Source organism: Embleya sp. NPDC020886, from assembly GCF_044333915.1.
Classification (GTDB): Bacteria; Actinomycetota; Actinomycetes; order Streptomycetales; family Streptomycetaceae; genus Embleya.
This window is the reverse complement of sequence record NZ_JBIRRX010000005.1, coordinates 273725-297780: the sequence shown is the minus strand read 5'-3', so window position 1 is coordinate 297780 and position 24056 is coordinate 273725. Positions and strand designations below refer to the sequence as shown.

19 protein-coding genes are annotated in these 24056 nt (G+C 70.2%); 14 read left to right on the top strand and 5 right to left on the bottom strand.

The window, feature by feature from the left end; all coding sequences use genetic code 11:
* Nucleotides 1-197 precede the first annotated feature (197 nt).
* Nucleotides 198-1178, bottom strand: coding sequence for an NAD(P)/FAD-dependent oxidoreductase (locus ACH4U8_RS20500; protein ID WP_379987668.1), 981 nt, complete (start codon nt 1176-1178; stop codon nt 198-200).
* Between the two features lie 200 nt (nt 1179-1378).
* On the opposite strand from ACH4U8_RS20500, the gene ACH4U8_RS20495 reads away from it, so the two are divergent.
* The 4 genes from ACH4U8_RS20495 to ACH4U8_RS20480 all read left to right on the top strand — a co-directional run bounded on the left by ACH4U8_RS20495 (nt 1379) and on the right by ACH4U8_RS20480 (nt 5237).
* Complete coding sequence (locus tag ACH4U8_RS20495) at nt 1379-1708, top strand: hypothetical protein (protein WP_395779155.1); 330 nt, start codon at nt 1379-1381, stop codon at nt 1706-1708.
* Nucleotides 1709-1754: 46 nt separating this feature from the next.
* A complete protein-coding gene (locus ACH4U8_RS20490) occupies nt 1755-2375 on the top strand; it encodes a hypothetical protein (RefSeq protein WP_360306398.1) in 621 nt (206 codons plus the stop codon).
* A 311-nt stretch (nt 2376-2686) separates the two neighbouring features.
* Nucleotides 2687-4474, top strand: a complete 1788-nt coding sequence (locus ACH4U8_RS20485) for a glycosyl hydrolase family 18 protein (RefSeq protein WP_395779534.1) — start codon at nt 2687-2689, stop codon at nt 4472-4474.
* 226 nt (nt 4475-4700) lie between these two features.
* A complete protein-coding gene (locus ACH4U8_RS20480) occupies nt 4701-5237 on the top strand; it encodes a group III truncated hemoglobin (protein ID WP_395779153.1) in 537 nt (178 codons plus the stop codon).
* A 45-nt stretch (nt 5238-5282) separates the two neighbouring features.
* Here the strand turns inward: ACH4U8_RS20480 and ACH4U8_RS20475 are convergent, their stop codons facing one another.
* A complete protein-coding gene (locus ACH4U8_RS20475; protein ID WP_379992349.1) occupies nt 5283-6134 on the bottom strand; it encodes a PAC2 family protein in 852 nt (283 codons plus the stop codon).
* Between the two features lie 347 nt (nt 6135-6481).
* On the opposite strand from ACH4U8_RS20475, the gene metH reads away from it, so the two are divergent.
* The 5 genes from metH (at nt 6482) to ACH4U8_RS20450 (ending at nt 14345) form a co-directional block, all read left to right on the top strand.
* The gene (gene metH / locus ACH4U8_RS20470; protein ID WP_395779151.1) at nt 6482-9958 is read left to right on the top strand and encodes a methionine synthase; all 3477 of its coding nucleotides are present in this window, start codon (nt 6482-6484) and stop codon (nt 9956-9958) included.
* Between the two features lie 74 nt (nt 9959-10032).
* Nucleotides 10033-10881, top strand: coding sequence for a putative RNA methyltransferase (locus tag ACH4U8_RS20465; protein WP_360306389.1), 849 nt, complete (start codon nt 10033-10035; stop codon nt 10879-10881).
* A gap of 129 nt (nt 10882-11010) precedes the next feature.
* Nucleotides 11011-11715, top strand: a complete 705-nt coding sequence (locus ACH4U8_RS20460; RefSeq protein WP_395779149.1) for an HAD family hydrolase — start codon at nt 11011-11013, stop codon at nt 11713-11715.
* Nucleotides 11716-12297: 582 nt separating this feature from the next.
* Entirely contained in the window at nt 12298-13671 is a 1374-nt protein-coding gene (locus tag ACH4U8_RS20455; protein WP_360306383.1) for a sensor histidine kinase, read from the top strand.
* On the top strand, nt 13668-14345 hold the full coding sequence (locus tag ACH4U8_RS20450) for a response regulator transcription factor (RefSeq protein ID WP_020552051.1): 678 nt from the start codon (nt 13668-13670) through the stop codon (nt 14343-14345). Before ACH4U8_RS20455 ends, ACH4U8_RS20450 begins: the two co-directional genes overlap by 4 nt.
* A gap of 37 nt (nt 14346-14382) precedes the next feature.
* Here ACH4U8_RS20450 and ACH4U8_RS20445 read toward each other — a convergent pair whose 3' ends face one another.
* Entirely contained in the window at nt 14383-15330 is a 948-nt protein-coding gene (locus ACH4U8_RS20445) for a RecB family exonuclease (protein ID WP_395779147.1), read from the bottom strand.
* Between the two features lie 137 nt (nt 15331-15467).
* Here ACH4U8_RS20445 and ACH4U8_RS20440 point away from each other — a divergent pair, with 137 nt between their 5' ends.
* Nucleotides 15468-16907: a cellulase family glycosylhydrolase gene (locus tag ACH4U8_RS20440; RefSeq protein ID WP_395779145.1), complete on the top strand. Its 1440-nt coding sequence runs from the start codon at nt 15468-15470 to the stop codon at nt 16905-16907.
* Nucleotides 16908-16953: 46 nt separating this feature from the next.
* Here ACH4U8_RS20440 and ACH4U8_RS20435 read toward each other — a convergent pair whose 3' ends face one another.
* Complete coding sequence (locus ACH4U8_RS20435) at nt 16954-18129, bottom strand: M50 family metallopeptidase (protein ID WP_395779143.1); 1176 nt, start codon at nt 18127-18129, stop codon at nt 16954-16956.
* A gap of 95 nt (nt 18130-18224) precedes the next feature.
* On the opposite strand from ACH4U8_RS20435, the gene ACH4U8_RS20430 reads away from it, so the two are divergent.
* Together ACH4U8_RS20430 and ACH4U8_RS20425 are read left to right on the top strand one after the other, a co-directional pair.
* Nucleotides 18225-19133, top strand: a complete 909-nt coding sequence (locus tag ACH4U8_RS20430) for a tRNA (adenine-N1)-methyltransferase (protein ID WP_360306371.1) — start codon at nt 18225-18227, stop codon at nt 19131-19133.
* 80 nt (nt 19134-19213) lie between these two features.
* Nucleotides 19214-19978, top strand: a complete 765-nt coding sequence (locus ACH4U8_RS20425; RefSeq protein ID WP_360306368.1) for a hypothetical protein — start codon at nt 19214-19216, stop codon at nt 19976-19978.
* A 33-nt stretch (nt 19979-20011) separates the two neighbouring features.
* Here the strand turns inward: ACH4U8_RS20425 and ACH4U8_RS20420 are convergent, their stop codons facing one another.
* Nucleotides 20012-20299, bottom strand: a complete 288-nt coding sequence (locus ACH4U8_RS20420; protein WP_360306365.1) for a ferredoxin — start codon at nt 20297-20299, stop codon at nt 20012-20014.
* 223 nt (nt 20300-20522) lie between these two features.
* Between ACH4U8_RS20420 and arc the strand changes: the two genes are divergently transcribed.
* Together arc and dop are read left to right on the top strand one after the other, a co-directional pair.
* Complete coding sequence (gene arc, locus ACH4U8_RS20415; protein WP_360306362.1) at nt 20523-22289, top strand: proteasome ATPase; 1767 nt, start codon at nt 20523-20525, stop codon at nt 22287-22289.
* Nucleotides 22290-22509: 220 nt separating this feature from the next.
* Nucleotides 22510-24015: a depupylase/deamidase Dop gene (gene dop / locus ACH4U8_RS20410; RefSeq protein WP_360306359.1), complete on the top strand. Its 1506-nt coding sequence runs from the start codon at nt 22510-22512 to the stop codon at nt 24013-24015.
* The last annotated feature ends 41 nt before the right edge of the window (nt 24016-24056 follow it).

Here is a 24056-nt window from a genome sequence, read left to right as displayed (position 1 = left end):
GCCGCACCGCAGGGCGCGACGGCCTCGACCCGCCGAGAGGAGACTCCCGGCGGGGAGGCGGTGACCGGCACCACGAGCGTCATGACGTCCTTCGACAACAATGGATCGATATCTGCGACTGCGTGAGCCTATCGAGTCATCCGTCGAGGCAACAAGTGCTTATTCCGCTTTTCGGCCGGGGTCGGCCGGAAATCGCCCTACGGCACGTCCGAGGAATGCCCCGGAAAGACGTGCGCGGACGGATCGACCACGGTCATCGCGTTGTTGACCGCGGTGGCCGCCTCCCCGAATCCGGTGGCGATCAGCTTGACCTTGCCGTCGTAGTCGACGATGTCACCGGCCGCGAAGACCCGGGTCAGGTTGGTGCGCATCGCCTGATTGACCAGGATGTGCCGCTTGCGCTGCTCCAGGCCCCAGTGCGTCATCGGGCCCAGGTCGGCGATGAAGCCCAGCGCGGCCACCACCGCCTGCACCGGGAGGGTACGCACCGCGCCGTCGGCCTTGGCGACCACGTCCGCGGCCCGTACCTGTCCGTCGCCGTGCAGCACGGTGACCTCGGCGGAGGTGATCACCTCGGTGGTCGACTCCAGCACCCGGCGCACGGTGTGCTCGTGCGCGCGGAACTTGTCCCGCCGGTGCACCAGCGTGATCGACTTGGCGATCGGCTCCAGGCTGGTCGCCCAGTCGAAGGCCGAGTCGCCGCCGCCCACGATCAGCACGTCCAGCCCGGCCAGATCGGCCAGGCGCGGTACGAAGTAGCGCACCCCCTCGCCGGTGAACGCGTCGGCGGCGGGCAACGGGCGGGGGCTGAAGGTACCGATCCCGCCACTGATGAGCACCACCTTGGCCCGCACCACCAGGCCGCTCGCGCAGGTGATCGTGACGCCGTCGTCGTCCTGCGCCAACTGCTCGGCGCGATGGCCGAGCAGATAGTTCGGCTCGAACGGCGCGGCCTGCTCGACCAGCGCGTCGACCAGGTCCTGACCCTTGATCGCCGGGAAGCCCGCGACGTCGTAGATCATCTTCTCCGGATACATCGCGGAGATCTGCCCGCCGGGCTCGGGCAGCGAGTCCAGGAGCACGGTGCGCAGGCCCCGAAAGCCCGCGTAGTAGGCGGCGTACAGGCCCGTCGGGCCCGCACCGATGACGAGCAGGTCGGTGTCGACGGTGGAGGACACGCACGCTCCTTCCCGAGCGGGGTTGCCCGGACCCTAGCCCAACGGTGCGCAGGCTTCTTCGAGTTCGTGCCCCGCGTCACACGAACGGAAGCACCGACCCGGCACGAGCTCGCCCAACCACGGGCAAATGTCCGTACGGCGGCGTATGGAAGCGATGGAACTTGTTCTCATCCGGCCCGCCGATCGTTAGGGTCCGGTTCATGGAGAACACCTGCGCGCCGCCCCGCTCGGCCGACGCCCCGGCACGGATCGCGGACGCCAGGGGTTTAGACCACGCCCGGACCCGGCTCCCCGGCCCGCCGACGCGGCCCGGCGACAGCCGCGGCGCCCTCGCCCCGACGCGAGAGCGCCCCGCCCGGAGCGCCATCGGGACGACCGGCCGACTCACCCTCGACGGCGCCGCCGAACACGTGTGCGGCAAACTGGCGGCGTTCGCGGAACCGGTCGGCTCCGAAGCCGTCCTGCGGCCCCTCGGTTTCGACCCGGTGCGCGAGCCCGCCGCGTTCGCCGCGGTCGTCCCACCGTCCTGATCCGCTCCGACCCCGTTCGAGTCCCGCACGACCGCGAGGATGCACCATGACCCTGTTCCCCGGCAGGGACACCGACGTCACCACCGCCGTCGCCGCTCTGCTGGCGAAGTGCCGACTGTCGATACCCCGCACCTGGATACTCACGGCGCTCGACTACGCCTGGCACGACGAACGCCCCGTCGTGGTCGTGCGCCACCAACCCGCCACCCATCCGCACCCGGGCGGCCCGCACGCCAGCGTGGTGGTGGACCGCGCGGACGGCACGCTGTTGGGCTGGACCCGGCTGGACGGCCCGCGCCCGGGCCCGCTGCCCGGCACCGAGGAAGCGCACGCCGCCGCCGAGGCGTTCTGGCACAACGTGGACCCGCTGCACGCCGAGGGATTGACCGTGCAGTGGGTCGCGCAACACGACGAGACCATCGGGACCGCGGCCGGCCGGGCCACCTCGGTGAGCGGAATGCGGGTCAACGCGCGTCACATCAACGGGCTCTACACGTGGGCGGTACTCGCCGGGGACCTGTCCGTGCTGACCTACGAGCGCGACGTGCAATGGGACGAACGGGCCGCCCGCCGGCGCACCCAGATGTGGTTGCACGACCGCTGGCGCGCGGCCGTGGACGGCACCGCGCCCGCACCCGGCGCGCCGTACGCCCCCGCCCGACGCTGAAGCCGGATCCGCCGAACGCGCGGAAAATTTCGGCAAGTTCGGCAAAGCCCCAGCTCACGCGGGCCCTTCGGGGCCCGCGTGTGGCATTTCCGGCCTCGGGCGGCATGGTTGGTCCAGACCATTTTGGTACAGACCATTGACCCCTGGTCCAGACCTTTCCTACTCTCACTGGGACCTGCGGTGGGGTGAGCGTCGAATCGTTTCCCCACCGGGAGGTGCCACGTCCCCGTATGTCTGGCCCCACTCGAGGAGCACCCTTGAGCACAGGAACCAAACGACGCACCACCCTGTCCCGGCGCACCCTGGTCGCCATGATGAGTGCACTGCTGCTCCCCCTGGCAGCGATGGTCGGCCTCGCGTCCCCCGCACAGGCCGCCGACACCACCGCCACGTTCGTCAAGACCTCCGACTGGGGCTCCGGCTTCGGCGGGAGCTGGACGATCAAGAACACCGGCACCGCGGCGATCACCTCGTGGACCCTGGAATGGGACTTCCCCGCCGGCACCGCCGCCGGCTCCTTCTGGGACGCCACCGTCACCCGCACGGGCGACCACTACTCCGCCAAGAACGTCGGCTGGAACGGCGCGGTCGGCCCCGGCGCCTCGGTGACCTTTGGCTTCAACGGCACCGGCCCCGGCAACCCGACCGGCTGCAAGATCAACGGCGGCTCGTGCGACGGGGGTCCCACGAACCCCGGTGACAACCCGCCCTCGGCCCCCGGCGCGCCCGTGGCGAGCAACGTCACCGACAACGGCGTCAAGCTGACGTGGACCGCGGCGACCGACGACCACGGCATCAAGAACTACGACGTGCTGCGCGGCGGCAGCAAGATCGCCACCGTCACCACGCCCACCTACACCGACAGCGGCCTGGCCGCCGGCACCGACTACTCCTACAGCGTGGTCGCCCGGGACACCGTCGACCAGACCGGCCCGGCCAGTGCCGCGGTCACCGTGCACACCACCGGCGGCGGAGGCAACGGCGGCAGCGCCGTCAAGCTCGGCTACTTCACCAACTGGGGCATCTACGGCCGCAACTACAACGTGAAGAACATCGTCACGTCCGGCTCGGCCGCCAAGATCACCCACATCAACTACGCCTTCGGCAACGTCCAAGGCGGCAAGTGCACCATCGGCGACTCCTACGCCGACTACGACAAGGCCTTCACCGCGGATCAGAGCGTCAGCGGCGTGGCCGACAACTGGGAGCAGCCGCTGCGCGGCAACTTCAACCAGTTGCGCCAGCTCAAGGCCAAGTACCCCAACATCAAGATCCTGTGGTCCTTCGGCGGCTGGACCTGGTCCGGCGGCTTCGGCCAGGCCGCGGCCAACCCCGCCGCGTTCGCCGAGTCCTGCTACAACCTGGTCGAGGACCCGCGCTGGGCCGACGTGTTCGACGGCATCGACCTGGACTGGGAATACCCCAACGCGTGCGGCCTGACCTGTGACACCAGCGGCGCGGCCTCGATCAAAACGCTGCTCGCGGCCACCCGGGCCAAGTTCGGCACGAACAACCTGGTCACCGCGGCGATCACCGCCGACGCGTCCTCCGCGGGCAAGATCGACGCGGCCGACTACGGCGGCGCGTCCGCGTCCGTCGACTGGTACAACGTGATGACGTACGACTTCTTCGGCGCCTGGGACGCCAAGGGCCCCACCGCCCCCCACTCGCCGCTGACCTCGTACACCGGCATCCCCAAGGAGGGCTTCAACTCCGCCGACGCGATCGCCAAGCTCAAGACCAAGGGCGTACCGGCGAGCAAGCTCCTGCTCGGCGTCGGCTTCTACGGCCGAGGCTGGACCGGAGTGACCCAGGCCGAACCCGGCGGCACCGCCACCGGCGCGGCCCCGGGCACCTACGAGGCCGGCATCGAGGACTACAAGGTCCTCAAGAGCAGTTGCCCCACCACCGGCACCATCGCCGGCACCGCCTACGCCAAGTGCGGGAGCAACTGGTGGAGCTACGACACCCCGGCCACCGTCACCTCCAAGATGAGCTGGGCCAAGGCGCAGAACCTGCGCGGCGCGTTCTTCTGGGAGTTCAGCGGTGACACCACCAACGGCGAACTCGCGGCCGCGGTCCACAACGGCCTGAGCTAGCCCCAGAAGACGCGGCCACGAACGCGGCCGCCTTCACCGCTTCGTGACCGCAAGGTCGTGGCCGGGCCCACCGGGGTGCCCGGTCACGACACCACGAACGGAACCGTCGTCCACCGGCGCGGACGGCGGCTCCGGCACAGACCGGGCGGGTGGGGTCCACGGACCCCACCCGCCCGGGCCGTTCGGCCCGGGTCGCCCCCGCCGCCCGCGCCGTAAGGTGGCCCACATGCACGGCGAACGGCGAGCACCGATGGACCTCACACCGCAGCCGACCCTCGACCCGGACGCGCCACCCGCGGGCATCGCGCCGCCCGCCGCCGGGCGCGCCGACATCACCACCCGCGCCGACCTGGACACCCTGCTCCGCCGCTTCTACGGCGCGGCCTTCGCCGACCCGGTCATCGGCGCCTACTTCACCGAGATCGCCGGCACCGACCTGGCCGCACACCTGCCCCGGATCACCGACTTCTGGGAACGCGCCCTGTTGCGCACCGCCGACTACCGCGGCGACGCGCTCGCCGTGCATCGCGTGCTGCACCGGGCCGAACCGCTGACCGCCCGACACTTCGGCCGCTGGGTCCAGCTCTGGCGGGCCAGTGTCGACGGCGGCTTCGCCGGACCGCGCGCGGAACGGGCCAAGGCCCAGGGCGAACGCATCGCCCTGGCCATGCTGCGCCGCCTCGCCGGCCCCGACGCCGCCGCCGAGCCGGGCCCCGGCGGCTTCATCCCGCTCTCCACACTGCAACTGCGCCGCCCGGCCTGAGCACCCGACGCCGCGCCCCGAGGCGCCGGCGTCGCGTCGCGCCGATCACCCCTCGGGCTGATCACCCTTGCGCTTGAGATACCGCTCGAACTCGGCCGCGATCGCATCGCCGGACGCCTCGGGCAGGTCCTCGGTGTCGCGCGCGGCCTCCAGTGAGCGCACGTACTCGGCGACCTCGGTGTCCTCGGCCGCGAGCTGATCCACCCCCACCTGCCAGGCCCGCGCGTCCTCGGCCAATTCGCCCATCGGCACGGTCAGGTCCAGGAAGTCCTCCAGCTTGCGCAACAGCGCCAGCGTGGCCTTCGGCGAGGGCGGCTGCGCCACGTAGTGCGGCACCGACGCCCAAAACGTCAACGCCGGCATGCCCGCGTGCGCGCAGGCCTCCTGGAACACGCCCACGATGCCCGTGGGCCCCTCGTACCGGGACTGCTCCAGACCCACGTTCGCGGCCACCACCGGGTCCGACGTGGTGCCGTTGACCGGGACCGGCCGCGAGTGCGGCGCATCGCCCAGCATCGCGCCCAGCACGACCACCGTCTCCACGCCCAACTCGTGCGCGAAGCCCAAGAGTTCGTTGCAGAACGAACGCCAGCGCAGATTCGGCTCTATGCCGTGCACCAGCACCAGGTCGCGGCGCGGCTCGGCCAGCCGGACCACCGAGAGCCGAGTGGTCGGCCAGGTGATCCGCCGAGTGTCCCCATCCAGCCATATCGTCGGACGATTCACCTGAAAGTCGTAGTAGTCCTCGGCATCCAGGGCCGCGAACACCTCGCCCTTCCAGACCCGGTCGAGGTGCTCGATCGCGGCGGAAGCGGCATCGCCCGCGTCGTTCCACCCCTCGAATGCGGCCACCATGACCGGGTCGATCAGCTCGGGCAGGTCGTCGAGCTCGATCACCCAGTGCCTCCTTCCGGCCGGGGCCGGGATCCGTGCGCCGCGGGCACCCGTCCCCGGGGCCGCGAGAGCTGTACGGTCCCCACATTACGGGTTGAGACACCCTCGACCAGACCCGCCCGCGTCGACTTCGCCCACAGTGAAATCCGGGCGCCACCGGGCAACCGAACCGCAAACACGGCCCGAACGCGCCGGTGAACACACGTGAGCATCCGGTGACCAGTGGGCGACGTCACCCGCGCGCCACCGGGCCGTGCGCGCCGATCGCATTAAGCTGGCGCTCTGGCCCGACCCGTCTCGACGGACCCGGGCAAGCCGACAGCCGTCGCACCCATCGGAGACGCATTTCCATGACAGCCACCCCGCAGCAGCTTCGTGAAGCCCTCGCCACCCGCGTCGTCGTCGCCGATGGAGCGATGGGAACCATGCTCCAGGCCCAGGACCCGAGCATGGACGACTTCCAGGGCCACGAAGGCTGCAACGAGGTCCTCAACGTCACGCGTCCCGACATCGTGCGCAACGTGCACAAGGAATACTTCGACGTCGGCGTGGACTGCGTCGAGACCAACACCTTCGGCACCAACCTCGGCAACCTGGGCGAGTACGACATCCAGGACCGCATCTACGAGCTCGCCGAAGCCGGCGCCCGGATCGCCCGCGAAGTGGCCGACGGCTACTCCACCCCCGACCGCCCGCGCTGGGTGCTCGGCTCGATCGGCCCCGGCACCAAGCTGCCCAGCCTGGGCCACGTGCCCTTCGCCACGCTGCGCGACGCGTTCGAGATCAACGCGGCCGGCCTGATCGACGGCGGCGCGCACGCCCTGCTCATCGAGACCAGCCAGGACCTGCTCCAGACCAAAGCCTCGATCATCGGCTCGCAGCGGGCGCTGAAGAAGGCCGGCGTCGACCTGCCGATCTTCGCCCAGGTCACCGTCGAGACCACCGGCGCCATGCTGATGGGCTCCGAGATCGGCGCCGCGCTGACCGCCCTGGAACCGCTGGGCATCGACTTCATCGGGCTCAACTGCGCCACCGGCCCCGTCGAGATGAGCGAACACCTGCGCCACCTGGCCAAGCACGCCGGCATCGGAGTCACCGCGATGCCCAACGCCGGCCTGCCGATCCTGACCAAGGACGGCGCGCACTACCCGCTCACCCCCCAGGAACTGGCCGACGCGCACGACAGCTTCACCCGCGAATACGGCCTGGCCCTGGTCGGCGGCTGCTGCGGCACCACCCCCGCGCACCTCAAGGCCGTCGTCGAGCGCGTGCACGGCCGCGAACTCACCCCCCGCAACCCCCGGCACGAACCCGCCGCCGCGTCGCTGTACCAATCGGTGCCCTTCCGCCAGGACCTGTCCTACCTGTCCATCGGCGAGCGCACCAACGCCAACGGCTCCAAGGCGTTCCGCGAGGCCATGCTCGAAGGCCGCTACGACGACTGCCTCGACATCGCCCGCGACCAGACCCGCGACGGCGCCCACATGCTCGACCTCAACATCGACTACGTCGGTCGCGACGGCGTCGCCGACATGAAGGCCCTGGCCGGTCGCCTGGCCACCGCCTCCACCCTGCCGATCATGCTCGACTCCACCGAACCCGAGGTGCTCGAAGCCGGCCTGGAACTCCTCGGCGGGCGCGCCGTGGTCAACTCGGTCAACTACGAGGACGGCGACGGCCCCACCTCGCGCTTCCGCCGAATCATGCCGCTGGTCAAGGAACACGGCGCCGCCGTCGTCGCGCTGACCATCGACGAACAGGGCCAGGCTCGCACCGCCGAATGGAAGGTCCGAGTCGCCGAGCGGCTGATCACCGCCCTCACCGGCGAGTGGGGGATCAAGGTCTCCGACATCATCATCGACGCGCTCACCTTCCCGATCGGCACCGGCCAGGAGGAGACCCGGCGCGACGGCATCGAGACGATCGAGGCGATCCGCGAGATCAAGCGCCGCCACCCCGACGTACAGACCACCCTGGGCCTGTCCAACGTCTCCTTCGGCCTCAACCCGGCCGCACGCATCGTGCTCAACTCGGTCTTCCTCAACGAATGCATCGAAGCCGGCCTCGACTCGGCGATCGTGCACGCCAGCAAGATCCTGCCGATGGCGCGCATCCCCGAGGAGCAGCGCGAAGTCGCCCTCGACATGGTCTACGACCGGCGCCGCGAAGGCTACGACCCGCTCCAGCGCTTCCTGGAACTGTTCGAGGGCGTCGACGCCAAGTCGGTGCGCGCCACCCGCGCCCAGGAACTGGCCGCCCTCCCGCTCGACGAGCGACTGGAGCGCCGGATCATCGACGGCGAGCGGGCCGGCCTCGAAGAAGACCTGGACCAGGCCCTGCGCGAGCGCAGCGCACTGGTGATCATCAACGACACCCTCCTGGCCGGCATGAAGGTCGTCGGCGAACTCTTCGGCTCCGGCCAGATGCAGTTGCCCTTCGTCCTCCAGTCCGCCGAGGTGATGAAGTCCGCCGTCGCGCACCTGGAACCGCACATCGAAAAGATCGAAGGCGAGGACGGCAAGGGCACCATCGTGCTGGCCACCGTCAAGGGCGACGTGCACGACATCGGCAAGAACCTGGTCGACATCATCCTGTCGAACAACGGCTACAACGTCGTCAACATCGGCATCAAGCAGCCCGTCTCGGCCATCCTGGAAGCCGCCGAGGAACACCGCGCCGACGTGATCGGCATGTCCGGCCTGCTGGTCAAGTCCACCGTGATCATGAAGGAAAACCTCCAGGAGCTGAACACCCGCGGCCTGGCCGCCGGCTACCCGGTCATCCTCGGCGGCGCCGCCCTGACCCGCGCCTACGTCGAAGAGGACCTCTACGACATCTACGCCGGCGAGGTCCGCTACGCCCGCGACGCCTTCGAGGGCCTGCGCCTGATGGACGCCCTGATGGGCGTCAAGCGCGGCGTGCCCGGCGCGGAACTGCCCGCGCTGCGCCGGCGCAAGGTGGCCGCCGCCAAGGTGATCGAGACCGAACCCGAGGACATGCCCACCCGCTCGGACGTGGCGACCGACAACCCGGTACCCACCCCGCCGTTCTGGGGCGACCGAGTGGTCAAGGGCATCCAGCTCAACGACTACGCGTCCTGGCTGGACGAACGCGCCACCTTCATGGGCCAATGGGGCCTCAAGCCCACCCGCGGCGGCGACGGGCCCTCCTACGAGGAACTGGTCGAAACCGAGGGCCGGCCCCGGCTGCGCTACTGGCTCGACCGGATCGTCACCGACAACCTGCTCGACGCCGGCGTGGTCTACGGCTACTTCCCGTGCGTGTCCAAGGGCGACGACCTGATCGTGCTCGACGACGCCGGCAACGAGCGCACCCGCTTCACCTTCCCGCGCCAGCGCCGCGACCGGCACCTGTGCCTGGCCGACTTCTTCCGCCCGGAGGAATCCGGCGAGATCGACGTGGTCGGCTTCCAGATCGCCACCATGGGCCCGCGCCTGTCGGACGCCACCGCCAAGCTGTTCGCCGACAACGCCTACCGCGACTACCTCGAACTGCACGGCCTGTCGGTGCAACTCGCCGAGGCCCTGGCCGAATACTGGCACGCCCGGGTGCGCGCCGAACTCGGCTTCGCCGGCGAGGACCCCGGCGACCTGGACGGCATGCTCAAGCTGCACTACCGCGGCGCGCGCTTCTCGCTCGGCTACGGCGCCTGCCCCGACCTCGAGGACCGGGCCAAGATCACCGAGCTGCTGAAGCCGGAGCGAATCGGCGTCGAACTGTCCGAGGAGTTCCAGCTCCACCCGGAACAATCCACCGACGCGATCGTGCTGCACCACCCCGAGGCGAACTACTTCAACGCCCGCTGACCCACCACCCCATCCATACCGGCGACGGCCGGGGCCCACCCGCCCCGGCCGCCCCGACGGCACGAACGAGGCACATGCTCGGCGACGTCGTGGAAACCCTCGCCTGTCCGCACTGCGGCGCGGACCTCGCGCAGGCCGACGCCGGCCTGCGCTGCGCCGCCGGACACACCTTCGACATCGCCCGACAGGGCTACGTCAACCTGCTCACCGGAGCGGGCTCGGTGGGCACCGCCGACACCGCCGCCATGGTCGCCGCCCGCGTCGACTTCCTCGGCGCCGGCCACTACGACCCGATCGGCGACGCACTGGGCACCGCCTGCGCCGACGCGGTGCCCGGAACCCTCGTCGACGTCGGCGCCGGCACTGGACACCACCTCGCCCGCGTGCTCGACACCCAGCCCCAGCGGTACGGGCTGGCCCTGGACATCTCCAAATACGCGCTGCGCCGAGCCGCCCGCGCCCACCCGCGGCTGGGCGCAGCGGTGTGCGACGCGTGGCGTCCGCTGCCGGTGCGCACCGGCGCCGCGGCCCGGGTGCTCAACGTGTTCGCCCCCCGCAACCCGCCCGAGCTGCACCGCATCCTGGCCGCCGACGGCGCCCTGGTGGTGGTCGCACCCACCGCGGGACACCTGGCCCAACTGGTGCCCGCGCTCGACCTGCTCCAGGTCGACCCGGACAAGCAGGAGCGCATCGACGCCAAACTCGCGCCGTGGTTCACCGTGCGCCGGCGCGAGCGGGTCACCTTCACCATGGCGCTCGACCACACCGCGATCGCCGGCGTGGTGGCGATGGGCCCCAGCGCCTGGCACACCGATCCCACCCGACTACGATCCGCGATCGCCGAGCTGGCCGACCCACTCGCCGTGACCGCTTCGGTCATCGTTTCCGTATACGACCCCGTTCGGCGGTTGCCCCAAGCCTGACGGAGCCGCACAATCGAGGACCCACCGGAGCCGACCGGTGGATGCAACCTCCTGGAGAACCCGCGTGAGGAGATTCACCAACTTCATCCGCACCACGATTTCCCGTACCGGGGGAGAGGCGGCCACACGATGACGGCAGCGCTCACGACCACGCCCGGGATCCGCCCGGGCCACGGCCTCGAGGCGGTCCTGTTCGACATGGACGGCACCCTCGTCGACACCGAACGCAACTGGTTCGCCACCGAGACCGCCGTGATGGCCGACCTCGGCTTCACCCTCACCGCGCAACACGCCGAGCACCTGCTCGGCAGCCCGATGGAGCCCGCCGTCGCCTACCTGCTCGCGGTCTCCGGTCTCGACGTCGCGCCCGCCGAGCTCGAACGCCGGATCAACGCCGGCATGGTCGCCGCGCTGCGCGACGGCGTGGACCTGCGCCCCGGCGCCAAGCGGCTGCTCGCCGAGGTCGACGAGGCCGGCGTGCCCTGCGCGCTGGTCACCGCCTCGCAACGGGTCATCGTGGACGCGGTGCTGCCCTCGATCGGCGCCCACCACTTCCGCTTCACCCTGGCCGGCGACGAGATCGCCCGCACCAAGCCGCACCCCGACCCGTACCTGACCGCGGCCCGCCGGCTCGGCGCCCACCCGTGGGCCTGCGTGGTCGTCGAGGACTCACCCACCGGCATCGCCTCCGGCGAGGCGGCCGGCTGCGCGGTCCTGGCGGTGCCCAGCATGACGCCGATCCCGCCCGCGTCGACGCGCACCGTCGTGGAATCCCTCGAAGAGGTCGACCTCGACTTCCTGGGCGAACTGGCCCGGGCCCGCGTCGCCCGCTGAGCCCGAACGGCCGGCCGCCGCGCCCGTCGAGCGCGGCGGGCCACCCGCCGCCGGGAGGGCACAAACGGGTGGGAGCGGACGGGCCCGAAGGCCCGCCCGCTCCCACATCCCCGTGTTTCCCCCGTACTGCGTTCCCCCGGTACTACATTTCCCCGTGCAACTGCGTTTCCCCGTGTACTGCCATTCCCCCGTGCCGGAGCCCCCGTGCTCCGACCCGTACTGCTTCCCCGTCGGTTCTGCTCGACCTCCCGGCGGCGGTTTCCCCCGTCCCCGTGACCGCCGAGAGGTCGGCCGTGCTCCGTCCGGACCCAAGGGCCCGAACCCCCGTACTACCCCCGTAGTACAGCCCCGAGGTTCCCGTTCCCGGGTTCCCCGTGTGTTGTCCAGTGTTGGCGATCGGGAAGACCAGGGCTTCAGGGAAGTCCCTCGCGTTCTCCGCATCCCCTTGCCCATCCCGCCAGACCGTTGAGTACGGACCGCGACTCCCTCCGGAGGAGGAGATCGGCCCACCGCTCCTCCCAGGGGACGAGACCGGGCCCCCAGGGGGTCAAAAGCCCCGGCCAGGGGCCCTACCGTAAGGGTGTGCGCGCCGTGACCCCCGACCCGGACACCCCCGCCGGGACCCCAGCCCGACCCGGACCCAGCGATGGCCTGCCCGGGCTCGCCCGAGCACGCGCCTGCCTCGCCGACATCGCCCACGAACTCGACCGCGACGCCCGCCAGCCGTGGCCGCGCCCCGGCGTGCTCGACGTGGCCCTGGTGGTGCTGCTGTCGGTGTTCGCCGTGGGCGGCCTGTACTTCCGCGACCTGGGCATGCGCAACGTCCGCGACCCGGACATCTGGGGCATCCTGCTCGCGTTGCTCACCGCCGTCCCACTGCTGTGGCGCGGGGCACACTCGCTGCGGGTGCTGATCTGGGTCAGCGTCGCCGGGCTGATCCTGGCCGGCGCGCACTACGAGTCCGCCGGGGCCGGACTGGGGCAGATCGTCGCGCTGTACGCGGTCGCCATCGGCCGCTCCCGAGTGCCCGCCGCGGCGGCGCTCGCCTTCACCGAGAGCGCCACCATCGTGTGGCTGGCGCTGCGCGACAGCAACATCGTCTTCCTCGACGTGGTCGCCAACATGGCCGCGATGTTCGCGGTCTGGGCCTTCGCCCGCAGCGTCGGATTCCGGCGCGCCTACACCGCCGAGCTGGAGGCCCGGGCCGACCGCCTGGAGCGCACCCGCGAAGCGGACACCCGCGCGGCGATCGCCGAGGAACGCGGTCGCATCGCCCGCGAACTGCACGACGTGGTCGCGCACCACGTCTCGGTGATGACCGTGCAGGCGTCCGCCGCGCAGCGCATGGTCGCGCGCAACCCGGACCGGGCGAAGGAGGCGATGGCGGCGGTCGAACAGACCGGCCGGGGCGCCCTGGTCGAGATGCGCCGCCTGGTGGGCATCCTGCGCGACACCACCGACGCCGTCGGCGGCCCCAACGAGGGCCACAACGCACCCCAGCCGGGCCTGGACCAACTCGACACGCTGGTCACCCAGGTCCGCGAGGCCGGGCTCCCGGTCGAGCTGTCCCTCGAAGGCGCCCCCTGCGAGCTCCCACCGGGCATCGACCTGGCGGCCTACCGGATCGTCCAGGAAGCCCTCACGAACACGCTCAAGCACGCCGGCCCCGCCGAGGCCAGGGTGCTGCTGCGCTACAGCCGCAGCGAACTGCTGGTACGCGTCGCCGACGACGGCCGAGGCGGCACCACCGTACCCACCGGCGACCGCACCGGACACGGCCTGCTCGGCATGCGTGAGAGGGTCTCCCTCTACGGTGGACGCCTGTACGCGGGACCGCGGGCCCAGGACGGCTTCGAGGTCCTCGCGCGCATCCCCCTGTCCGCCACGAACACCACCGACACCGCCGCGCCGCCGGACGGTGCCGCCCCCGACCGACTGGAGCAGACCCGCCCATGACGATCCGCGTCATCCTGGTCGACGATCAGCCACTGCTGCGCACCGGCTTCCGGATGATCCTGGAGGCCGAGCCCGACATCGCCGTCGTCGGCGAGGCCGCCGACGGCGAACAGGCCGTCGAACAGGTCCGCGCCCTGCAGCCCGACGTCGTGCTGATGGACATCCGCATGCCCCGCATGGACGGCGTCGAGGCCACCCGGCGGATCGCCGGCTCCGGCCGGGACGGGGAGAACACCGCCCGAGTGCTCGTGCTCACCACGTTCGACCTGGACGAATACGTGGTCGAGGCGCTGCGCGCGGGCGCGAGCGGCTTCCTGCTCAAGGACGTGCCCGCCGACGACCTGGTCACCGCGATCCGGGTGATCGCCGAGGGCGAGGCGCTGCTCGCGCCGAGCATCACCCGGCGACTCCTGGACATGTACGCCGCGCGGCTGCCCTCCGCCGAGGACCCCACCCCCGACACGCTCGCGATGCTCACCGAACGCGAGGTGGAGGTACTGCGGCTGGTCGCGCGCGGGATGTCCAACGCCGAGATCGCCGCCGAGCTCTACGTCAGCGAGACCACGGTCAAGACCCACGTCGGCCACGTGTTGACCAAACTCGGCCTGCGCGACCGGGTCCAGGCCGCCGTCTACGCCTACGAGAGCGGCCTGGTGCGCCCCGGCGCGATCTAGACCCACCCGATCTCCACCAGGATCCGCCGGGCGGGGTCTAGCCGAAGGCGGGAGCCTCCTCGGACGGGCCCCGGGCCGGCACCACCGGCAGCGGATACACCGGGGGTGTGCCACCGAACTCGGGGCACACCTCCCGGTGATCGCACCACCCGCACAACTTGGACTTGCGCGGCAGCCACTCGCCGGTCCGGGTGGCCAGGTCGATCGCCTCCCACAGCGCCCGCAACTTGCGCTCCACCGCGATCAGTTCGCTCTCGTCCGGGTCGTAGGTGATCACGTCGCCGCTGCCCAGATACACGAGCTGCAACCGACGCGGCACCCGCCCGTGCTCGCGCCACAACACCAGCGCGTAGAACTTCATCTGGAACAGCGGCTTGTCCCGGAACATCGGCGACGGCGCCTTGCCCGTCTTGTAGTCCACCACCCGCAGATCGCCCGCCGGCGCCACGTCCAGCCGGTCCACGATCCCGCGCAGCACCAGGCCGTCGTCCAGCGTCGTCTGCACGTAGAGCTCGCGCCGAGCCGGCTCCAGGCGGTTGGGATCCTCCAGCGTGAAGTAGCGCTCGACCAACTCGTCCGCATGCTGCAACCAGGTGCCCAGGCTCGCGGCGTCCTCGCCGAACAACTCGGCCAACTCCGGCCGTTCGGCCAACAACTCGTCCCACGCCGGCCGCACCATGGCCACCGCCCGGGCCGCGGTGCGCTCGCCGCTCGGCAGGTCGAACAGGCGCTCCAGGACGGTGTGCACCACCGTGCCGCGAGTCGCCGCCGCACTCGGCTTCTCCGGCAGCTTGTCGATCACCCGCAGTCGATACAGCAACGGACACTGCATGAAGTCCGCGGCCCGCGACGGCGACAAGGACACCGGCGGCCGCGGGGTCCGCTCGCCGGCCGGAGCGGGCACCACGACGCTCGCGGACTCGGCGGCCGGCTCGGCCGCGGGGGATTCCTCGGCAGGGGTGGTTTCGGAGGGGCTGACGCTCATGCCGACCACCCTAAGCGCGCGCGGCGACACCCTGTGCACCCCAGCGGCCGCAGCCCCTGTCAATCGTCGCTACCGCTCAATAGAGTCCCGGCACCCGCGAGTCCCAGGCACCCCATCCGCACCTCGACGGAGGTCCCATGCGCGTCCTCACCCGCCCCCGTACGCACGCCGCCGCCGCGCTCGCGGCCGGCCTGCTCCTGGCGAGCCTGCCCGCCCCCGCGTACGCGCACGGCGACCGGCACGGCCGCACGCCGGACAAGGTCACCGTCGGCGATCGCACCTTCATCGCCGACGAGCACGGTCGGGCGACCCAGTGGCGCGGCTTCAACATCGGCGACAAGGAGCACCGCGGCGCGGACGCGTTCAAGGACGTCACCGAGACCCAGTTCCGCGAACTGTCCGAACGCGGCTTCAACCTGGCCCGGGTGCTCTTCTTCTGGGACGACCTGGAGCCGCGCCCCGGCCGGTACAGCCGCGACTACCTGGCCCGGATCCACAAGATCCTGGGCTGGGCCGACAAGTACCGCGTCAAGGTCGTCCTGGACGCCCACCAGGACATCTACGGGCCGTACTTCAACGACCACCGGGGCAACCCGGAATGGACCACCCGGGACGAGGGCCTGCCCTACGAACCGGTGCCCGGCGACTGGTTCGCCGAGTACTACACCCCGGGCGTGCAGGCCGCGTTCGACCACCTGTACGGGGATCGCGACCTCCGGCGCGCGCACGCCGAGATGTGGATCAAGGTCGCCGCGACCTTCGGCCGACACCCCGCCGTGCTCGGCTACGACCTGATGAACGAACCGATGGGCCGCTTTCGCGACGGCGAGGACATCCCCACCGCCGCCGCCCGGCTCGAATCCACCCAGATCACCGACATGTGGAACCGGCTCGCCGACGCGATCCGCCTGGTCGACCGCCGCAACTGGATCCTGGTCGAACCCACCCCCGTGGTCGGCCTCGGCCTGCCCACCGCGCTCGGCCCGATCACCGACGACAAGGTCGCCTACGCCCCGCACTTCTACGAGAGCGCGATGGAGACCGGCGCCGACTACGACCCCGACGGCGGCTTCATCGAGAACTACGAGGCCGCGATCGGCGCCTACCCCAAGGCGAACAAGCTCCCGGTGATCGTGGGGGAGTGGGGCCCGCCGGACCAGTCGCTGCCCAACATCCCGCTGTTCTACCGACGAATGACCGCGGCCATGGATCGGTTCGCGAGCGGCTGGGCCGGCTGGCAATGGTGCAACGGCGGCGGCTACTGCACCCTGGACGCCGACGGCCGGATGAAGCCCAACAACAAGCTGCTCGTGCAGCCCTACGCCCGCGCCGTGGCCGGCGACCCGGAGAGCTACCGCTACGACCCGGACACCCGCACCTACACGCTGACCTTCGGCACCCGCCGAGGCGCCGACGGCCCCACCGAGATCGCCCTCCCCAAGGACGTCTACGCCAAGCCCCCGACCATCCGCATCACCGGTCCCGGCCGCACCCACACCGAGACCCGCGACAACACGGCCCGAATCACCACAACCGGCAGCGGCCGCTACACCATCACCATCACCCCGGCACCCTGACCCACCCACCCGGCCCGGCCGGCGCGTGCCGCCGAAAGCCCCGCCCTCAACCCCGCATCATGGCCAAAAACGCATGCTCGACATCCGTCCGGGACAACACCCCGTACACCTCGCCGTCCGACTCCACCACCAGGTACTCACTCGCCGGCGCCGCCCGCATCGCCACCAGCAGATCCTCCCCGGCCAGATCCGCGCCCACCTTCATCCCCGGCACCAGATCCCGCGCCAACGGCCCCACCGCCACCCACGGTCGGCGATGCTCCGGCGTCGCCAACACCGCGGCCTCACGCACCAGCCCGGTCGGTTCGCCGCCCCCGTCCACCACCACCAACCCGCGCGCACCCTCTTCGTGCGCCCGCCGCAGCGCCTCCGACAACGGCACATCCGCCGCCACCGGAATCGCCCGCCGGGTCAACAACCGCACCCGCAACTGCGGCAACCGCTCCCGGAGCCGCTCCGCGCGCAGCGACTGCACCGCACCCGCCCACATGAATCCGGCCACCAACGCACCGAAGATCAACGTGTACGTCCGCGCCCCGGCGTCCGCGCCCAACGACCACACCGCCGCCGCGACCAACACCACCACGGCCAGCACCCGTCCGGCCCAGGACGCCGCGATCGTGCCCGCCAACGGCCGACCGCTGACCCGCCACACCACCGCCCGCAACATCCGGCCACCGTCCAACGGCAGCCCCGGCAGCAGATTGAACGCCGCCACCAGCAGATTGGACACCGCCAACAACGCGATCATCCGCCCCGCCAACGTGTCCACGTCCAAGGCCAGGCCGATCACCCAGAACCCGCCACCGAGGACGAGCGACAACGCCGGACCCGCCGCCGACACCAGGAACTCGTGCCGAGCCGTCTCCGGCTTGTCGATCTCGGACACCCCGCCCAGAAACTGGATGGTGATCCGCCGCACCGGCAGGCCCAGCCGCAACGCCGTCACCGCGTGCGCCAACTCGTGCACCAGCACCGACACGTACAACAACACCGCGAAGCCGAACGACAACACGAAGCGCCACGGACCCAGATTCGGGAACAGGCTCTCGAAGGTCGGCGCGAACAACACCGTGATCACCGCGGCGATCACGAACCAGGTCGGCGCGACGTAAACCGGCACCCCGAAGGGGCGCCCCATGAGCAGGCCACGCCTCGGCTCCCGGCGCGGGGCGTCGTCCTGCCGCATCCTGCGTCCCTGCGGCCTGCTCGAATCAGTCACGTCCAAGATGCTATGCAACCGAGTCCGGGTTTGACCCCCACGGGGCCCGCACCCACGCGTCGGAGCGTCGCCCACGACCGACTAGGCTGACCCCCATGTCCGAACCGACCGGTGCCGCGCGCAGGCGCGGACCCTTCCAGGTCGGGGACCAGGTTCAGCTGACCGATCCCAAGGGCCGCCACCACACCTTCACGCTCGAAGCGGGCAAGGCGTTCCACACCCACAAGGGCTCGTTTCAACACGACGCGCTGATCGGCGCTCCCGAAGGGACCGTCGTACGGTCCACCGGGAACACCGACTACCTCGCGCTGCGACCTCTGCTCCCCGACTTCGTCCTGTCCATGCCCCGCGGTGCCGCGGTGATCTACCCGAAGGACGCCGGCCAGATCCTCGCGATGGCCGACATCTTCGCCGGCGCCCGCGTCGTCGAGGCCGGCGTCGGCTCCGGCGCGCTGAGCACCTTCCTGCTCCGCGCCATCGGCGACACCGGGCAGCTCGCCTCCTACGAACGTCGACAGGATTTCGCGGACATCGCCCGCAAGAACGTCGAGCGCTACTTCGGCGCGCCCCACCCCGCGTGGAAGCTCACCGTCGGCGACCTCCAGGACAACCTCGTGGAGACCGGGGTCGACCGGGTGATCCTCGACATGCTCGCGCCCTGGGAATGCCTGGACGCGGTCTACAAGGCACTCGCCCCCGGCGGTCTGGTGTGCTGCTACGTGGCCACCACCACGCAGCTCTCGCGCACCGTGGAGACCATGCGCGTGATGAACTGCTTCACCGAACCGCAGCCGTTCGAGTCGATGGTCCGCTCCTGGCACGTCGAAGGACTCGCGGTCCGCCCCGACCACCGGATGATCGGTCACACCGGCTTCCTGGTCACCGCCCGACGCCTCGCCGACGGGGTCGAGCCGCCGCTGCGCCGGCGCCGCCCGTCCAAGGGCTCCTACGGCGACGACTACGCCGGCCCCGGCGCGGAATCCGGTGCCCCGCTCGAACCCTGACCCATCGTCAGGCAATGGTTGAGACAAGGCGGGCCGGGACTCTATACCAGGGCCCGGCCCGCCGCATAGGGTCGTCCACCGTGGCGGACGATCACTTCGAGACCCGGCCCGTGCGCGGCGACAGTTCCCGCGGGCTCGTGACCACCGACGCACCACCCGACACCTCCGTGCCCCGGCACGTCGAGGTCCCCGACGTCCGCAACGGCATAGCCTTCGCCACCGCGGCCATCGTGTTCGTGTTCATCGTGGGCGCCGGCCTGGTGATCTGGGCCGCGGCCTCGCTGGACGGGGGTATACCGGGCGTCACCGCGCCCGCCCGACACCGCCCCAACCAGCAGGACCCACCGGCCGCACCGCGCACCCTGCAACCGGGCGAGAACCCCGCGAACACATCGAATCAGGGCCAATCGGTGGGTCACGCCCCCGAAGCGGCCCGGACCGTGCCACTCGCCGGCAGCCGCGGCCGCACCGCGGGCGGGCCGACGGAGGCGGAACTCGCGAACGTCGTGTTCCCGCTCGACTGCCCGGGTGTCGGAACCCGGATCGGGACCGTGTTGACCGATCCCACCGGCCCCACCGTGGTTCGGGTCGAGTGCGCGGCCGGCTCCGGCAGCCCACCCGCCGCGCTGCTGGCCTATGCCGACGCGGACCAGGGTTCACCCCGACTGGTGGCCACCCTGCTCGACACCGACGAGGGCCTCCAGGTGAGCGAGGTCACCCGCAGCGGCGACACGATCACCGCGCGCACCCTGGGCTGGTCCGCGCCGGACGTGCCCCGCTGCTGTCCCGACCTCGCCGGAACACTTCGTTGGCGACTGACTCCACTCGGTGCCGACCGGATCTGACGCGTCGCCAGACACCGGTGTACGAAGCGGAATTCAGGCCACGTCCGGGCCATACACCTCGACGCCGTCGGAAACCCGACGCATGTGGATGCATTCTCCCGGACACTTGCGTGTGGCGTCGATCACTTCCACGAGCAGCGGCCCGGGCACCGGGACCACCGCGCCCGGCTCGGTGCGCAGCTCGTCGTCGGCACCCTTGACGTACGCCAACCCGTCGATGTCCAGCTCGAAGACCTCGCGCGCGTATTGCACGCAGATGCCGTCCCCGGTGCAGAGATCCTGATCGATCCAGACCTCGAGAGGTTCGTTTTCTGCGGACATGGGCCTCACTCTTCACCGATTCGTATCGACACGCGCCCGACAGACCCTACTCGCGCCTGCTTCCCGACGTGGTGAGGTGGGTATCTGATCCTCACAAGCGTGGGGGCAATCGCACGGGTGAAGATCGGACACGCCCGGACAGTCTTGCTGATCAAGGGGTTTCAACCCCTCCTGCCGTAGGTAGGGTCGGAGACGTCGCAGCTCCCAGGAGGAGGTGAGGGCCGTGGCAGTCCACGACGACGACATGAACCGTGGTGGGAGGCCGGCTCGGGGTACGGACGACCTCGTAAGCCAGGTTTCTTTTCTAGAGCAGGAAGTCGCCGTCCTGCGTCGCAAGCTCGCCGACTCACCGCGCCAGAGCCGTTTGCTCGAGGAGCGGGTCGTCGACCTTCAGACGTCCTTGGCCGGAATGACCACACAGAACGAGCGATTGGTCGCGACCTTGAGGGAGGCTCGCGACCAGATCGTGGCCCTCAAGGAGGAAGTGGACCGACTCGCCCAACCCCCCTCGGGGTTCGGCGTGTTCCTACAGGCCAACGAGGACGGCACGGCGGACATCTTCACCGGCGGGCGCAAGCTCCGGGTGAACGTCAGCCCCAACATCGAACTCGACGAACTCCGGCGTGGCCAGGAGGTCATGCTCAACGAGGCCATGAACGTGGTCGACGCGATGGAGTTCGAGCGCGTCGGCGACGTGGTGATGCTCAAGGAGCTGCTGGAGGACGGCGAACGAGCGCTGGTCATCGGGCACACCGACGAGGAGCGCGTGGTGCGCCTCGCCGAACCGCTCCTGGACTCCCCGCTGCGTGCGGGGGACTCGTTGCTGCTCGATTCGCGATCGGGCTACGTCTACGAGCGGGTGCCCAAGAGCGAGGTCGAGGAACTGGTCCTCGAAGAGGTTCCGGACATCGACTACACCAAGATCGGCGGTCTGCGGAACCAGATCGAGATGATCCGGGACGCGGTCGAGCTGCCCTACCTGCACCCCGACCTGTTCAAGGAGCACGAGCTCCGTCCGCCCAAGGGCATCCTGCTCTACGGCCCCCCCGGCTGCGGCAAGACGTTGATCGCCAAGGCGGTCGCCAACTCGCTCGCGAAGAAGGTCGCCGAGGCCCAGGGCAACGAACAGGGCAAGAGCTACTTCCTCAACATCAAGGGCCCCGAGCTGCTCAACAAGTACGTCGGCGAGACCGAGCGGCACATCCGCCTGGTCTTCCAACGGGCGCGGGAGAAGGCCAGCGAGGGCACGCCCGTCATCGTCTTCTTCGACGAGATGGACTCGCTCTTCCGCACCCGAGGATCGGGCGTCAGCTCGGACGTGGAGAACACCATCGTCCCGCAGCTCCTGTCCGAGATCGACGGCGTGGAGGGCCTGGAGAACGTCATCGTGATCGGCGCCTCCAACCGCGAGGACATGATCGACCCGGCCATCCTGCGGCCGGGGCGGCTCGACGTGAAGATCAAGATCGAGCGTCCGGACGCCGAGGCGGCCAAGGACATCTTCGCCAAGTACCTCAAGGTCTCGCTGCCGCTGCACGACGACGATCTGGTGGAACACGGCGGCAACCGGGCCGCCACCGTCACCGGCATGATCCAGGTCGCCGTGGAGCGGATGTACTCGGAGAACGACGAGAACCGCTTCCTGGAGGTCACCTACGCCAACGGTGACAAGGAGACCCTGTACTTCAAGGACTTCAACTCCGGCGCGATGATCGAGAACATCGTGGGCCGCGCGAAGAAGATGGCGATCAAGGACTTCCTGGAGCACCGCCAGAAGGGCATCCGGGTGGCCCACCTGCTCGCCGCGTGCGTCGACGAGTTCAAGGAGAACGAGGACCTGCCCAACACCACCAACCCCGACGACTGGGCGCGGATCTCCGGCAAGAAGGGCGAGCGGATCGTCTACATCCGCACTCTGGTCTCGGGCAAGCAGGGCGACGAGGCCGGGCGCTCCATCGACACCGTGGCCAACACCGGTCAGTACCTCTGATCCCGATCGAGTACCGATTGACCACCGACACCGCGGCCCGTGTTCAGGTCGAACACGGGCCGCGGCGCCGTTCCGGGACGACATTTCCGCACAGGGCAATAGTTCCGGCCGTATCCCCAAGGCAATCCAACGGCAATAGGCTCGGCAGCATGACCAGGGTGTACCCGGACCACGGTGAGTGTGGATCGGGTACCGGCCGGGTGAGGGACGAGGGGGTCGCATGACCGTCCGGCGTGTGATGGGCATTGAAACCGAGTACGGGATCTCCGTACCCGGGCATCCGAACGCCAACGCGATGTTGACGTCTTCCCAGATCGTGAACGCGTACGCCGCAGCGATGCAGCGGGCCCGCCGGGCCCGCTGGGACTTCGAGGAGGAAAACCCGCTGCGCGACGCGCGCGGGTTCGACCTCGCGCGCGAACTGGCCGACTCGAGCCAGTTGACCGACGAGGACGTCGGCCTCGCCAATGTGATCCTGACAAACGGGGCTCGGCTCTACGTCGACCACGCCCACCCGGAGTACAGCGCGCCCGAGACCACCAATCCGCGCGACGCGGTGATCTGGGACAAGGCCGGCGAACGCATCATGGCCGAGGCCGCCCGGCGGGCGGGCGAGTTGCCCGGCGGGCAGCAGATCCTGCTGTACAAGAACAACACCGACAACAAGGGCGCGTCCTACGGCACGCACGAGAACTACCTCATGCAGCGCGCCACGCCGTTCGCCGACATCGTTCGACACCTGACCCCGTTCTTCGTCTCCCGCCAGGTGATCTGCGGCGCGGGTCGGGTCGGCATCGGCCAGGACGGCTCCGCGCACGGCTTCCAGATCAGCCAGCGGGCGGACTACTTCGAGGTCGAGGTCGGCCTGGAGACCACGCTCAAGCGGCCGATCATCAACACCCGCGACGAGCCGCACGCGGACGCCGAGAAGTATCGGCGCCTGCATGTGATCATCGGCGACGCCAACCTGTCCGAGGTGTCCACCTACCTCAAGCTCGGCACCACCGCGTTGGTCCTGTCGATGATCGAGGATCGTTTCCTCGGCAACGACCTGACCGTGGACCAGCCCGTGCGCACGCTGCACGAGGTTTCCCACGACCCCACCCTCAAGCAGCTGATCACGCTGCGCAACGGCCGCAAGCTGACCGCGATCCAGCTTCAGCTCGAATATCTGGAGCTGGCCCGCAAGTACGTCGAGAACCGGTTCGGCACCGACGTCGACGAGGACACCACCGACGTGCTCGACCGCTGGGAGTCGGTGCTGGCCCGGCTGGAGACCGATCCGATGTCGCTCTCGCGCGAGTTGGACTGGGTGGCCAAGCTGCAGCTCCTGGAGGGCTACCGGCAGCGCGACGCGCTGGACTGGGACGCGCCCAGGCTGCACCTGGTCGACCTCCAGTACGCGGACGTACGGCCGGACAAGGGCCTGTACAACAAGCTGGAGGACCGTTTCGAGCGGATCGCCGGCGAGGCGGAGGTGCAGCGCGCCGTGCACCTGCCGCCGGAGGACACCCGGGCCTACTTCCGCGGTCGATGTCTGGAGCAGTACGCCGACGAGGTCGCCGCCGCGTCGTGGGATTCGGTGATCTTCGACGTGGAGGGTCACGACTCGCTCCAGCGGGTACCCACCCTGGAACCGCTGCGCGGGACGAAGGCCCACGTGAAGGACCTGCTCGACCGTTGCCGCACAGCCGAGGATCTGGTCCGCGCCCTCACGGGTGGGTGACCTCGTTCGTTCGCGGGAACAAAGCGAATGAACGGATAAAT